This is a genomic window from Rhodococcus sp. NPDC049939 (assembly GCF_040656415.1).
GTDB lineage: Bacteria > Actinomycetota > Actinomycetes > Mycobacteriales > Mycobacteriaceae > Rhodococcus_F.
The window spans coordinates 2038904-2052885 of record NZ_JBFAMC010000001.1 but is presented as its reverse complement, the minus strand read 5'-3'; the positions used below and the strand labels follow the sequence as shown (position 1 = coordinate 2052885).

Annotated in this window: 13 protein-coding genes; 9 read left to right on the top strand and 4 right to left on the bottom strand. The window is 63.3% G+C overall.

What is annotated here, in order from left to right:
- The first annotated feature begins 166 nt into the window (after positions 1-166).
- From AB0I57_RS09085 to mshC, 5 genes are all read left to right on the top strand, one after another.
- Positions 167-1012 (top strand): undecaprenyl-diphosphate phosphatase, encoded by an 846-nt coding sequence (locus AB0I57_RS09085; protein WP_358333317.1) that lies wholly within the window; start codon positions 167-169, stop codon positions 1010-1012.
- A gap of 39 nt (positions 1013-1051) precedes the next feature.
- Entirely contained in the window at positions 1052-1741 is a 690-nt protein-coding gene (locus tag AB0I57_RS09080) for a histidine phosphatase family protein (protein WP_358332821.1), read from the top strand.
- 101 nt (positions 1742-1842) lie between these two features.
- A complete protein-coding gene (locus AB0I57_RS09075; RefSeq protein ID WP_358332818.1) occupies positions 1843-2436 on the top strand; it encodes a DUF3090 domain-containing protein in 594 nt (197 codons plus the stop codon).
- Between the two features lie 2 nt (positions 2437-2438).
- The gene (locus tag AB0I57_RS09070; RefSeq protein ID WP_358333315.1) at positions 2439-3242 is read left to right on the top strand and encodes an SCO1664 family protein; all 804 of its coding nucleotides are present in this window, start codon (positions 2439-2441) and stop codon (positions 3240-3242) included.
- Positions 3243-3294: 52 nt separating this feature from the next.
- Positions 3295-4536 carry a cysteine--1-D-myo-inosityl 2-amino-2-deoxy-alpha-D-glucopyranoside ligase gene (gene mshC, locus AB0I57_RS09065; protein WP_358332815.1) on the top strand — a complete coding sequence of 414 codons (1242 nt, stop codon included), beginning with the start codon at positions 3295-3297 and terminating at the stop codon, positions 4534-4536.
- A 237-nt stretch (positions 4537-4773) separates the two neighbouring features.
- On the opposite strand, the gene AB0I57_RS09060 is transcribed toward mshC, so the two are convergent.
- From AB0I57_RS09060 to AB0I57_RS09050, 3 genes are all read right to left on the bottom strand, one after another.
- Entirely contained in the window at positions 4774-5979 is a 1206-nt protein-coding gene (locus AB0I57_RS09060) for a hypothetical protein (RefSeq protein ID WP_358332812.1), read from the bottom strand.
- Positions 5980-6154: 175 nt separating this feature from the next.
- Positions 6155-7276 carry a helix-turn-helix domain-containing protein gene (locus AB0I57_RS09055; RefSeq protein ID WP_358332809.1) on the bottom strand — a complete coding sequence of 374 codons (1122 nt, stop codon included), beginning with the start codon at positions 7274-7276 and terminating at the stop codon, positions 6155-6157.
- A gap of 233 nt (positions 7277-7509) precedes the next feature.
- Positions 7510-8310, bottom strand: a complete 801-nt coding sequence (locus tag AB0I57_RS09050; RefSeq protein WP_358332806.1) for a helix-turn-helix domain-containing protein — start codon at positions 8308-8310, stop codon at positions 7510-7512.
- A gap of 65 nt (positions 8311-8375) precedes the next feature.
- Between AB0I57_RS09050 and AB0I57_RS09045 the strand changes: the two genes are divergently transcribed.
- The 4 genes from AB0I57_RS09045 to AB0I57_RS09030 all read left to right on the top strand — a co-directional run bounded on the left by AB0I57_RS09045 (position 8376) and on the right by AB0I57_RS09030 (position 12953).
- Positions 8376-8816, top strand: coding sequence for a DUF3224 domain-containing protein (locus tag AB0I57_RS09045; protein WP_358332803.1), 441 nt, complete (start codon positions 8376-8378; stop codon positions 8814-8816).
- A gap of 580 nt (positions 8817-9396) precedes the next feature.
- Positions 9397-10281 carry a class I SAM-dependent methyltransferase gene (locus tag AB0I57_RS09040; RefSeq protein WP_358332801.1) on the top strand — a complete coding sequence of 295 codons (885 nt, stop codon included), beginning with the start codon at positions 9397-9399 and terminating at the stop codon, positions 10279-10281.
- 218 nt (positions 10282-10499) lie between these two features.
- A complete protein-coding gene (locus AB0I57_RS09035) occupies positions 10500-11402 on the top strand; it encodes a class I SAM-dependent methyltransferase (protein WP_358332799.1) in 903 nt (300 codons plus the stop codon).
- 657 nt (positions 11403-12059) lie between these two features.
- On the top strand, positions 12060-12953 hold the full coding sequence (locus tag AB0I57_RS09030; protein WP_358332796.1) for a class I SAM-dependent methyltransferase: 894 nt from the start codon (positions 12060-12062) through the stop codon (positions 12951-12953).
- 84 nt (positions 12954-13037) lie between these two features.
- Here the strand turns inward: AB0I57_RS09030 and AB0I57_RS09025 are convergent, their stop codons facing one another.
- The gene (locus tag AB0I57_RS09025; protein ID WP_358332794.1) at positions 13038-13982 is read right to left on the bottom strand and encodes a PAC2 family protein; all 945 of its coding nucleotides are present in this window, start codon (positions 13980-13982) and stop codon (positions 13038-13040) included.

Sequence of the window (13982 nt, the reverse complement as noted above, 5' to 3'; positions counted from 1 at the left end):
CCGGGACTGGCCACCACAGCAGACTAGTGGGGTATCGCGTGGTCGCGGCCTTGCCACGCCGGATTCTGCCGGAGGTCTCCTTTGCCGGTACGGTGGCGCCGGTGAATTGCGAACGCGACAAGGGGAATCGGTACCGGCATGGAACGTCCGACGGGATCGCGCAGTGATGGGGGAGGCGATGACCTGGCTCCAGGCCATCGTCCTGGGGACGGTCCAAGGGCTGACCGAGTTCCTGCCGATCTCCTCGTCCGGCCACCTTCGGATCGTGTCGGAGATCTTCTTCGGTACTGACGCGGGTGCGTCCTTCACCGCGGTGACCCAGCTCGGCACCGAAGCGGCCGTGCTCATCTACTTCGCCCGCGACATCGGACGAATCGTGGCCGCATGGTTTCGGGGACTGCTGCATCCCGAGCATCGAGGTGATCTCGACTACCGGATGGGCTGGTACGTGATTATCGGCACGATTCCGGTTGGTGTGCTCGGGTTCCTGTTCAAGGATCAGATCCGTACCGTCGCCCGAAACTTGTGGTTGATCGCGACGATGCTGATCGTCTTCGCGTTGATCATTGCGGCGGCCGAGTATTACGGGCGCAAGGTGCGTCCCATCGAGGACCTTCGCGCCCGGGACGGCATCATCATGGGTTCGGCTCAGGCGTTGGCCTTGATCCCCGGCGTCTCCAGGTCGGGTGGCACGATCAGCGCAGGCCTCTTCCTCGGGCTCACTCGTGAGGCCGCGGCCCGCTATTCCTTTCTCCTCGCGATACCCGCCGTCGTGGCATCAGGTCTCTTCAGCCTTCCCGACGCATTCGAACCGGTGGGTGAAGGACTCGACGCCAGTGGCCCACAGTTGTTCGTCGCCACCATGCTTGCGTTTGCAGTCGGCTACGCGTCGATCGCATGGCTGCTCCGATTCGTCGTCAACCATTCCATGTATTGGTTTGTCGGATACCGCATCGTCCTCGGCGTCGTGGTGCTCTCGCTTCTCGCGACCGGTGTGGTTTCGGCCACCTGAGATCACACGGTCGGAGAGTGCGCGACATAGGCTGAGTCAATGACAGTTGTCCTTCTACGACATGGGCGCTCTACGTCCAATACCGCGCGCACGCTCGCCGGCCGGTTGCCGGGGGTTGAACTCGACGACCGCGGCCGCGAGCAGGCGGAGGCTGTCGTATCCCGGCTGTCTGACGTGGCAGTTGAGGAGATAGTGCATTCACCGCTCGCCCGGTGCGAGCAGACGGTCGGTCCACTCGCCCGTGCGCGTGGATTGAATCCCGTCGTGGAGCCCCGGCTCGTCGAAGTCGACTACGGCGAGTGGACCGGGCGCAAGCTGGAGGGCCTGCTCCAGGAGTCACTGTGGAAGGTCGTGCAGCAGCACGCGTCTGCGGCGGTGTTTCCGGGAGGAGAGGGTCTGGCACAAGTCCAGGCCCGGGCTGTGGCAGCGGTCCGGGAGCACGACACGAGGCTGGCGGAGCTGCACGGCCGGGACGTGGTGTGGGTGGCGTGCACCCATGGCGACGTCATCAAATCGATCCTTGCGGATGCCCTCGGCGCGCATCTCGACGGATTCCAGAGGATTGTTGCCGAACCAGCTTCGATCAGCGTCGTCCGCTACACCTCTACGCGCCCATACGTGCTGAAGATGAATGACACGGGGGCGGATCTGGCGGGTGTGAACACGCCACCGAAGTCTGCGAGCACCGAAGTATCCGGATCGGTGCCAGGGGGGGAGGTCCGGTTGTGACGATTGACGGATAATGAATGCAGCATGCTGTAAGGAGCAGCCCGAAACGGAACAACGAGTGAGCGGCGCAGCAGTGCCCAGCTCCAGTTGAAGGAGGTGCAATGTCACGCGCAATTCACGTATTCCGCACTCCTGACCGATTCATTGCAGGAACGGTGGGTGAGCCGGGCGACAGGTCCTTCTATCTCCAGGCTGTGCACGAGACGCGCGTGATCAGCGTCTTGTTGGAGAAGCAGCAAGTTCAGGTGCTCGCCGATCGGATGGGGCTCCTCCTCGAAGAAGTACATCGGCGGTTCGGCACCGAGGTGCCACCGGAAGGGGCTCAACTCGACGATGTCAGCCCGCTCGTGACCCCGATCGAGGTCGAGTTCAGGGTTGGCACGATGGGGCTGGGCTGGGATGCGGACGCTGAGTCCGTAGTGGTCGAATTACTCGCCGTCAGCGAAACCGAGTTCGACGATTCCGTTGTCCTCGACGACTCCGAGGACGGTCCGGACGCCGTCCGCGTCTTTCTCTCCCCGTTGCAGGCACGAGACTTTTCGCTGCGATCCGAACGAGTCATCGCCGCCGGGCGTGCACCGTGTCCGTTGTGTACGGAACCGCTCGCCCCAGAGGGTCACATCTGTATTCGAACCAACGGATACCGCCGAGGTCAGAGCTTCGGACTCACTTCGGAAGGCGATCAGGAGGATTGAAGTTGTCTGCCGAGGAGTCCGATGCCTTGGAGTCGGGCGAGTTGACTCTCATCGGTCGGATTACGGACGCCAGCAATGCCACTCTGGTCTGCGACGCAGTGTCCGGGGCGAATTCTGTTCGGTGCGTCTACAAGCCGATCCGTGGGGAGCGTGCGTTGTGGGACTTCCCGGACGGCACACTTGCCGGACGGGAGTACGCGTCATACCTGGTATCCGAGCAACTCGGCTGGAGCGTAATTCCTCACACGGTGTTGCGTGAGGGACCTTTTGGTCGCGGAATGGTACAGCGATGGATAGATACTCCAGACCGCCATGGTGATGGCGCCGCCGGCCTTGATCTGGTCGACATCTGCACACCCGACGCGGTGCCCGAGGGGTGGTTCGCGATCCTGCAGGCCACCGATATGGAGGGCAACCCGATCGTGCTCATACACGCCGACGACCCTCGGCTGCAGCGAATGGCAGTTCTCGACGTCCTGATCAACAATGCCGACCGCAAGGGCGGCCACGCACTAGAAGGTCTGGACGGCTCCGTTTATGGTGTCGACCACGGCATCTGCCTGCACACCGAGAACAAGCTGCGGACCGTGTTGTGGGGGTGGGCCGGGACGGAAGTGCCGGGAACTCTTGTCGCCGACGTCGGTGGACTGATCTCCTCGCTCGAGGGGGACTTCGGTGTTCGCTTGGGTGCGTACATAACACCGGACGAGGTGGTCGCACTTTACGAGCGTGCCGTCGACCTGGTCGCGGCTCCGGTCATGCCTCGTCCGAGAGGTCGTCGGCCCATACCGTGGCCTGCGTTCTGAGTGGGGGCGGCTCCCGTCGAGCCGCAATGGTGGGTCCATTAGGCTCACTGTCATGCAGTCTTGGTCCGAAATCCCTGTTCCGTCCGTCGCCGGCCAGGGGCCCCCGCTGCGATTGTTCGATACCGCCGACCGGCAGGTCCGTCCGGTTACACCGGGGCGTACAGCCACCATGTATGTGTGCGGTATCACACCTTATGACGCCACCCACCTCGGTCACGCAGCGACGTACCTGACCTTCGATCTGGTGAATCGGATCTGGCGCGACGCCGGGCACGACGTGCACTACGTGCAGAACGTCACCGACATCGACGATCCGCTGTTCGAGCGAGCCAACCGCGACGGCGAAGACTGGGTCGTTCTCGGGATGCGGGAGACGGCGCTGTTCCGCGAAGACATGGAGGCGCTTCGAGTCCTGCCCCCACGCGACTACATCGGTGCCGTCGAGTCGATGGGCGAAGTGATCGAGATGATCGAGAAGTTCGTCGCCTCCGGTGCCGCGTACACCGTCGACGACCCCGAGTTTCCCGACGTGTACTTCCGGGCTGACGCGACAGAGCAGTTCGGCTACGAGTCCGGCTACGACCGCGAGACGATGGGGAAGTTCTTCGCTGAGCGTGGTGGTGATCCAGACCGCGCCGGGAAGCAGAATCCTCTCGACGCCCTGATTTGGCGGGCAGCTCGTGTCGGCGAGCCGTCCTGGCCGTCTCCATTCGGACCGGGGCGTCCTGGTTGGCACATCGAATGTTCGGCGATCGCGCTCAACCGCATCGGATCGGGGTTCGACGTGCAGGGCGGTGGAAGTGACCTGATCTTCCCGCATCACGAGTTCTCGGCGGCGCACGCCGAGGCGGCCACCGGCGCCCGCCGTTTCGCGCGCCACTATGTGCACACCGGAATGATCGGTCTCGACGGCGAGAAGATGTCGAAGAGTCGCGGCAATCTGGTGTTCGTGTCCAAGCTGCGAGGTGAGGGTGTCGACCCGGCTGCTATTCGATTGGGGCTGTTGTCCGAGCACTACCGGCAGGATCGACCTTGGACCGATCAGGTGCTCGCTGAGGCGAGTGCAAGATTGGCATTGTGGAGGGATGCTGCTGCGCTGAGGTCGGCGCAGTCTGCCACCGACACGATCGCGCGGTTGCGCCAGCACCTGGCGGACGACCTCGACACCCCGAAGGCGCTCGACGCCCTCGACGGCTGGGCCCGTCGCGCTCTCGACAACGGCGGCTCCGATGCGAACGCGCCGAGAGAGTTTGCCACCGCGGTGGATGCCCTCCTCGGTATCTGCCTGTCCTGACACCCCCCGATCGGTTCCGCGAAGCCGTCGGACGAGCAATCGGGTGAAACGCGGTTCGATTCGCCCTGACGACAGGTCAATCGACATTGCCAGAACGCGGCGCACGGCAACGTCCTGTGCCATCGAGTGAGCGTTATCAGCCCGCGACGGAAACGCATAATTAGCCGAACCTCTGGCGAGCCGGCAAAGACTGTTTCGATACGCCTTGCCCCCTTCAGACCAGTCACTGAGCCAGGATCAGAGGACGAGCCACACGAAGACGATCGCGAACAGCACGAGTACAACTCCGACCGCGGCCGCCATGAGCCAGGAGTCCCGCGAACTGGCGTCGGGGACGGGCTTGTTACCGGCACGCGTGGCAGTGGCTACCGTGGCGGGATCATCCTGGACCTGCGTGGCAGTGGCTACCGTGACGGGATCGTCCTTGACCTGCGTGGAAACGGAAGTGCGGGCAGGAGTGTCGGCCACGACAGCGGCTGAAACAGATGGTTTTTCCTGTGCGTCGGAATTGAGTTCGGCCTCGGTGTCGGTGTCGGTGTCGGTGTCGGCAAGGGCCTCTATCACCTCGGTGACTTCGTAGGAGGGCGGCAACCCGATGGGAGTGATCTTGTGCGTGGTCGGGTTGAAGCCGGCGGCTCGGATCGCGGCCCCAAGGGCTGCCGTCTGCTCGGGCCCGGGACCCACGACGCAGCGAACGTCAAACTTCTCGCTCACAGTGTCCGCAAGCCCCTGCACGGCTGCGGAATCTCGCGCGATCAACCCGTCGCCGGTTACGACGACGGCGTCGAGGTTGCTCGGCAGCCAACCGAACGCCCCAAGTGCTGTGGCGAGCTGCGCTGTGGGGGTGCCACCGGAGGGGAATCGGAACGCTTTTCCTGCCTCGACGCCGGATCGGATCAATGCGACGGTCGCTCCGGTGTCGTCGACATGGTAGATGCCGACCAGCTGACCGGGACGCTCAGCGATCTCGGACTCGAACCACGCCGCCGCCGCTTCGGCGTCCGAGACCAAGGACAAGTACGACATGTCAGCGTAATCCAGTGCGTCGCGCAGTGCCGCAACTGTAGCCGAGTCCCATCGGGTCGGATATGCGGCGAAAATGTCGGGAGCACCACCGGTACGCCCGCCGTGATCGGGAAGGGGTTCGCATTCCCTGAGCAGGCAGCGCATCGAGCCGGCTACGAGGTCTTCGGCACGGAAACGGGACCCGTCACCAACTTCGACGCCAGCTGGATTGCCCACGCTGGGAAGGAACGCCGAAACTGTATGGGTCTCGCCGAAGGAACGAGGTGCGGACCCTCCGAGAATCGCTGTGCCGTCTGGGCACATGTGCAGGACGGTGTCTCTGGCGATGACAATCGGATCCGGTGAGCCCGGATCGTTCGACGCCACAACCGCAGTGGATACGACAGTGCCGATCCTGAGCCCAACTCCGATAGCCAACCCGGTACTCCTATTTTGTGCGAACGGATCCCCACGTCGGTCGGGATCTATCCACTCACTCGGTGAGGCTACGAAATGTACATCCCGCGGATTCAGTGCCCGTACGCGACTCTCGAGCGGTGAGGCGTGGGCAACGGCCCCGAAGCTCGGACTAGTCGTGCCGGGACGCTGACAGTCACGGAGATTCCGGTGCGCGGAGTGGTGTTCTCCACTCGTCTACGTTCTCAGTCAGCCACTCGAGGAGGTGCTCCGCTTCTTGCGGGTGACGACCGGTTCCGGCGAGAAGGTCGGCGAACGCCTGTGTCGGGGCGACCAGGCGGACGTTGTCGCGGAAGAGAGTGCGCTCGAACACCGCCGCTGATCGGGGGGTGGCGATGAGGACGTTGGCGCCTTCGTCGACGGGCCGTAGTTCGAGCGCACGGGCCAGTGCCTCATCGTGATCGGCATAGATCTGTACCTGATGCGCCGGCGCGTATTCGGCGAATGCGGCAGCCGCGACTGAGCCGGTCACCGCGTAGAGGTGATCGGAGTGTTTCCCCAGTCGTGTCAGGAACGATCGCACTCCTTCTGGCGCAAAGTAGCCGACTGTGGGGCAGTCCCCGAAGTTTGCATCGCTGCTCCAGGCGCGCAGCATTTGCTGCCACCGAACGCTGGTGATCGGGCCACGGGGGAGCCGCTCGAGGAGATCTCGTTCTTCCAAGGTTTCGACAACCCTGTAGGTCGCCCCAGTTGACGCCCCGGATAGTCGGATGAGTTCCGGGACCGTCAGTTGGCCCGAATGATCAGCGAGCGCGCGTACTACACGCGCGGCTGGGTCGCCTGTCAACTGGGCGGCAGGACGCCCAGGTCCGCGCCACGGGTCCGCATCGGCACCGCGATCGCGTACCCAGATCGCGGGCCGGTCGGCGGACAGTGAGGTGTTGCCAGTCGCGTCGGCGTAGGACAGACCTCTGGCGTCTAGTTGACGGCGAACGGGTTCGGAAAGGTATCGAGCACAAACGAATCCCCGATCGGACCCCGAGAGCCCGTCGGCGAACCGGGCGGCGTCGCCCGCGAGTACACCGCGTGCCGGAATTACCGAGAAGGACGCGACCTCACCGCCGGGGGAGCCGACCAACAGGCGCTCGGGTGCATCGGCAAGAGAGCGAGACTTGCCGGACGCGAGCGTCCAACCCTGGGGGAGCGCGGCCCGGAGTGTGGCGATCGCCCGTCGGTACAGGTCGATGTCACGCTCTGGCTTCGGAAACGGCACCTTGGCGCCATGACCCGCAAACTCGGCATTCTCCTGATCCACCATCACGCGAGTGTAGCAAAGTCGGTCCGCGACGGAACCATTTATAAACAGAACAATGTCACGTCGCACTGCGCATCCACCAGGGCACCCGATTTCACCCGAAATCATCGTCGATCGACGATTCCACACAGCGACGACGTATGGCCTTGGCTGCGCGACAAGGTAATCCGAATCCGTAGAAAGGTCCCGTCCCGGCACAACAGGTCTTCGCATCGAGCTGTTGAGCGAGTCGGAGCCTAGAGCGTGTCGTTCGCGCGCTGGTAGGCAGCTGGGGGTGTTCCGACTATCAGAGTGAAGACCCGAGTCAGGTGAGCTTGGTCACTGAATCCCAGTTGGTGGGCGAGTGCTGACCAATCGATCGGGTGGCCGGAGTGGGCGGCGGCGGTTGCGTCGAGTATGCGAAACCTCTGAATTACCCACTTCGGCCCGATTCCGACGTACTCGGCGAAGAGTCGTTGCAGGGTACGCAAACTGCAGCCGGCATGCGCGGCAAGCTGATCGGCTCGGACTATGTCGCGACGGCATTGAGCCTCGTGGACCAAGTCCGTGATTTCCCGTCCAGTGGGATCGGGGACGGGACGAGTCAGCAGTATGTACCGCTCGAATGCTTCGACCATCTCGGCGGTGTCGGTACTGGCAAGAATTTGTTCCGCGACCGGTCTGTCGTCGCCGGCTAGAAGATGCCGTCCGGGTTGGACTGTTCCCGAAATCGCTGCAACGGTGCTTCTCGTGAGCGACCGGAATCCTCCAGCGTGGAACGCAGCTCCCAGTACATGCCCAGTTCCCACCAGCGTTCGGTAGAACGGCTTGCGGGAAATCCCGTGAACCAATAGCTGCCCATCCTCGGCGGCGATATGAACGCGTGGCTGAGGGACTACTTGCTGTTGATACGGCTTCTGGTCCGACCATCTGACCAGCCAGTGGTAGTCGACGAATTCGGCCAACTCTTCTCGTGGAGCGATCCGCTCGACTTCGAATGCACGCGCGGCGGCCGTTGGTCGGACAATCGCTTCAGGATGTCCTGGCGCACTCGACATTCGCTCATCATACTGTCGCGTTTGTTCAAGAACGGTCTGCTGTCACGTATTTAGAGTTTGGAGACATGACGTACTCAGAGACTGCAATTGGCAAGTTCTGCATCGAATCGTGGTCGGAATCGCCGATATTCGACATAGATGGCGAAGGCATGACCGCCGGTGGCGTCTACTACCCCAAACGTGGCGCCACCCAAGCGATCGTTCACTACTCGTACACAGGGGACATCGAGGGAACCAGTTCGCTGGCCTACCTGATCACGTACAAGGCCGATGTCGCACCGGTTCTCGGCGTCGAACGCTTCGAGGGCTCGATCGGCGGGCATGAGGGGACATGTGTGTTCCAACACATCGGCAGTCAAGATCAGGGGTCTGTGTCGGTACGAATGGAAGTACTGCCGGGCATGGGTACCGGCAGTCTGGTCGACCTACGTGGCGGCGCTGACCTGTCCATCGCGGGACACAGCGACAGCGGCTACGAACTCGTTCTTTCATACGACACCTACTGACGGTTTTTGCACCATGAGGGCGCGCAAACCCCGATCAGACTTGCCGGGAGGGCGTCACCTCACCGGTGGGGGAGCGGGGTGACAGGAGCGCCGATGCAGTCACGAGGGAGCAGGACTTGCGGGACGCCATCGTCGAACCCGGGAGAGCGCGCTCCGAGCGGAGCGGCCCGCTCCGAGCCGTGTGGATGTCGGGATCGGCTCGAGAAACGGCACCTTTGGGCACTGACCTGCAGTGCGATGATCTTGAGCACATAATCGGTCGCGTACGGAACTGCAAAATAAGCTGAATAAACTCGATCGCTGCGTTCGGATACTCAGTCAACATTTCCCGACAGCAGCACCTTCCCGACACCCCCGGCTCGACCGTCGCCGAAGACTCGAAACCGAGCCGCGGACGCCGGATCGACACAAGATCGAAGCGGGATCCGAGCGTAGGCTTTGGGAAGTGGATCGTCTCGACTGGCTGGTATGTCGGCCCGGTGGGACATTGGCGAATTCGCTGGACAGTAGCGCTGATGTGACCTGGTCAGGTTGTGGTGTTGCGAGCGAACCGGCGACGAGGTTGTAAAGGTGGCCAAAGATGCGATCTGACGGAGATTCGTGGAGCATCGTGGACAGCGTGGGGCTGACCGCGCTGGGGGTGGCTACCTTCCGGGCCCTGGAGTCGAGCGAACCGGATGCTTTGATTCGGGATGACTTCGCGTCCTGGTTCGTCGCGGCGGCGGGCGAACACCACTTCACAGAGTTACTGGCCGACTCGTCGTCGCTGCAGGGCATTCCCTTTGCCGGCTTCATGGGTGTGCGGACGAAGTTCTTCGACGATTTCTTCCTGTCGGCCGCAGCGTCGGGGGTGCGGCAGGCAGTCATTCTCGCGGCCGGGCTCGACGCCCGCGCGTATCGACTCGACTGGCCACCGGACACCACCGTGTTCGAGATCGACCAACCGAAAGTCCTCGAGTTCAAAGGAAAGGTCCTCGCCGAGCACGAAGCCCGACCGAAGGCCGATCGCCGCCCCGTGGCCGTCGATCTGCGCGACGACTGGCCGGCCGCACTCGAAGCCGCGGGCTTCGACCCCACCAAGCCCGTCGCGTGGTCGGCGGAAGGGCTCCTGCCATTCCTTCCCGGTACAGCCCACGATGCGCTGTTCAGCCGGATCGACGAACTCTCACCGCCCGGTAGTCGAGTCGCCATCGACAGCTTCACCGACAGCAGCACGTTACAGCGCTTCAGTGCGATGCCCGACAAGTTCTTCGGCACCAATCCGTTCGGTGATCTCGATGTGTCGGAGTTGTTCTACGCGGACGAGCGGGCCGATCCGCCGGGGTGGTTGAGTGAACACGGATGGTCGGTGCAGGGTGCGACTTCCCTCGAACTGGCCGACAAGTACGACAGACCGTTTCCTGAGCTTCCCGAGGAGTTCGACGACCTCTCCAAGCGCCTGGCCTGGGTGACGGCGGTGAAATAGTGGCCCAGTCACCACGGCGCTGGAGCAGGGGAGCGCTGCCGCAACCCTGAGAACAGGGGCGATGCGCGCGTAGGCTTTGGGAAGTGGATCGTCTCGACTGGCTGGTACGTCGGCCCGGTGGGACATTGGCGAATTCGCTGGACAGCGGCACCGATGTGGCCTGGTCAGGTTGTGGTGTCGCGAGCGAACCAGCGACGAGGTTGTAAAGGTGGTCAAAGATGCGGTCTGACGGAGATTCGTGGAGCATCGTCGACAGTGTGGGGCTGACCGCGCTAGCAGTGGCTGCCTTCCGGGCCGTGGAGTCGGACGAGCAGGATGCCCTGGTTCGGGATGACTTCGCGCCCTGGTTCGTCGCGGCGGCAGGCGAACACCATTTCACCGAGTTGCTGGCCGACTCGTCGGCGCTGAAGGACATGCCCTTCGTCGGGTACATGGGTGTGCGGACGAAGTTCTTCGACGATTTCTTCCTGTCGGCCGCGGCGTCGGGCGTGCGGCAGGCGGTCATTATCGCGGCCGGACTCGACGCCCGCGCGTATCGACTCGAATGGCCACCGGACACCACCGTGTTCGAGGTCGACCAACCGAAAGTCCTCGAGTTCAAAGGAAAGGTCCTCGCCGAGCACGAAGCCCGGCCGAAGGCCGATCGCCGCCCCGTGGCCGTCGATCTGCGCGACGACTGGCCGGCCGCACTCGAAGCCGCGGGCTTCGACCGCGCCAAGCCCGTCGCGTGGTCGATCGAAGGGCTCCTGCCCTACCTTCCCGGTGCAGCCCACGATGCGCTGTTCAGTCGGATCGACGAACTCTCCACTCCCGGTAGCCAACTCGCCGTCGACAACTTCGGCGACAGCAGCACGATACAGCGCTTCAATGCGATGCGAGACAAGTTCATGGACAAGAGTCTGTTCGGCGGCCACGATCCGTTCGGCGATCTCGATGTGTCGGAGTTGTTCTACGCGGACGAGCGGACCGATCCTCCGGGGTGGTTGAGCGAACGCGGATGGTCGGTGCAGGGTGCGACTTCCCTCGAACTGGCCGACAAGTACGACAGACCGTTCCCGGAGTTTCCCGAGGAGTTCGACGACCTGGCGACGCAAAAGGTCTGGCTGACGGCGGCGAAGTAGCGACGAGAAATCCACTGCCATGGTCCTTCGGCGCCATTCACGGCAACCGGGGGAGTGGGCTCTGGGTGAGCGGCCGAGCGGGGCGTAGCCGTTCGTAGGATCGGCGAGGGAGTGGGACTTGTCGGGCACCAACGTCTGCCCGCGGGGGAGTGCGGCCTGAGCTGAAGCAGCACAGCGCCGTGATTCAGTCGACATCTTGCTCGGCCTCGGAAAACGGGCACCCGGCCCATCGCTGGCAACTTGAACTCCGGCCGCGCATCGACCTAATCGGTCGGGGACGGAACACAATAATTGTACGAATAAACGGCAACCGGGCACGCACTCAACCGACAAATCCAGTCCCAGCGCTCGTCCAGTCCCAGCGTCGCCAATTACCAACAACTCCAGACGCTCAGAGCTCGGTTCGCGTAGACGCAAGGAATGTCCGCGAGTATCGCGAGCATCCGCTCGGGGCGTCCGCGTGACCGGTGAGATGGCTGGCAGGGCGAGAGTAGGCTTTCGGGAAGTCGATCGCCTCGACGGGCTGACCGAGCAGTCCGGTGAGGTCTCATGACCTCGCTGGATTGTGGCGCTGATGTGGCTGGTCAGGCTGGGGTGTCGTCCTCGTCGCGAGTCGGTGCGTTCGAGCCTGCGACGAGGTTGTAGAGGTGGTCAGAGATGCGGTCTGATGGAGATTCGTGGAGCATCGTCGACAGTGTGGGGCTGACCGCGCTGGGGGTGGCTACCTTCCGGGCCCTGGAGTCGAGCGAACCGGATGCTCTGGTTCGGGATGAGTTCGCGCCCTGGTTCGTTGCGGCGGCAGGCGAACCGCATTTCACAGCGATGCTGGCCGACCCGACATCGGTGGGAGACATATTCTCGGACCCCTCGGCCGCTCTTGTGAGTGTGCGGACCAAGTTCTTCGACGACTTCTTCCTGTCGGCCGCAGCGTCGGGGGTGCGGCAGGCAGTCATTCTCGCGGCCGGACTCGACGCCCGCGCGTATCGACTCGACTGGCCACCGGACACCACCGTGTTCGAGATCGACCAACCGAAAGTCCTCGAGTTCAAAGGAAAGGTCCTCGCCGAGCACGAAGCCCGACCGAAGGCCGATCGCCGCCCCGTGGCCGTCGATCTGCGCGACGACTGGCCGGCCGCACTCGAAGCCGCGGGCTTCGACCCCACCAAGCCCGTCGCGTGGTCGGCGGAAGGGCTCCTGCCATTCCTTCCCGGTACAGCCCACGATGCGCTGTTCAGCCGGATCGACGAACTCTCACCGCCCGGTAGTCGAGTCGTCGTAGACAACTACGCGGGGGGCGGTGATATACAGCGCTTTGCCGAGGCCCGGGAGAAGTACTTCGACAAGAATCTGTTCGGCGCCATCGACATCACGGAGTTGCTCTACTCGGACGAACGTGCTGATCCATCGCTTTGGCTGGCCGAACACGGATGGACGGTGCAGGACGAATATCCCTTCGAGTTGGCAGCGAGATACCGCAGGACGGTTGCAAAGCTTCCCGAGGAGCTTGCCGACCTGTCGAAGCGATGGATCTACGCGACGGCGGTGAAGTAGGCACCAGATGCACGACACAGGAATCCGCCGGCATGGAGTGCCGTGCGTTCGACCGGTTTGCGAATCGATCCGGTTGACTCTCCGTCACAGCCCGAAGGTGCCGGGACCACCTCGTCTGCGTAGGTAACGCTCGAACTCGGCTGCCAGGGCGTCACCATCGATTTTCGAGATGGCATCGGAGATATCGGTCTCGGCATCGCCGCGCTCCTCGAGGGAACGAACGTAGTCACCGATCTCCTCGTCGTCTGCCGTCATCTCCGTGACAGCTTGTTGCCAGTCCTCGGCCTGCGACGGTAGTTCGCCGAGTGGGACTTCGATGTCGAGGACTTCCTCGACCCGTTGCAGCAACGCCATTGTCGCCTTGGGATTCGGTGGCTGGGAGACGTAGTGGGGCACGGCCGCCCAGAACGACACAGCAGGTACGCCGGCCCTGACACAGGCGTCCTGTAGCACGCCGGTGATACCGGTCGGTCCTTCGTACCTGGTCTGCTCGAGCCTGAACCTCGCCGCAGCTTCGCTGCTGTACGCGCTGCCCGTGACCGGAACAGGACGTGTATGTGGGGTGTCCGCAAGCAGCGCGCCGAGGATTACGACCGTCTTTATCTGGAGTCGACCGATCAACTCGAGCAGGTCATCGCAGAAGCTGCGCCAGCGCATGTTCGGTTCGATTCCGTGGAGCAGAACGACGTCGCGGTCGCTGCTGGGAGGGGTGCACACGGACAGTCGTGTGGCCGGCCACACGATCTCCCGGGTGACCCCGTCCACTTGTCGAACAGAGGGACGATTGACCTGGTAGTCGTAGTAGTCCTCGGAATCGAGCTCGGCCAGTGGTTGGGCGTCCCAGATCAGTTCGAGATGCTCGACGGCGCCGCTGCTGGCATCGGCGGCGTCGTTCCAGCCCTCGAACGCGGCGACGAGGACAGGGTCTCGAAGTGTGGGCACGTCACTGTCCATGGCGCCTGATTCGTTGGGGTCGGGAACCTTGTCCTGGCCTACTGCAGACGTGACGGGGAACTCACTGGAACTCAC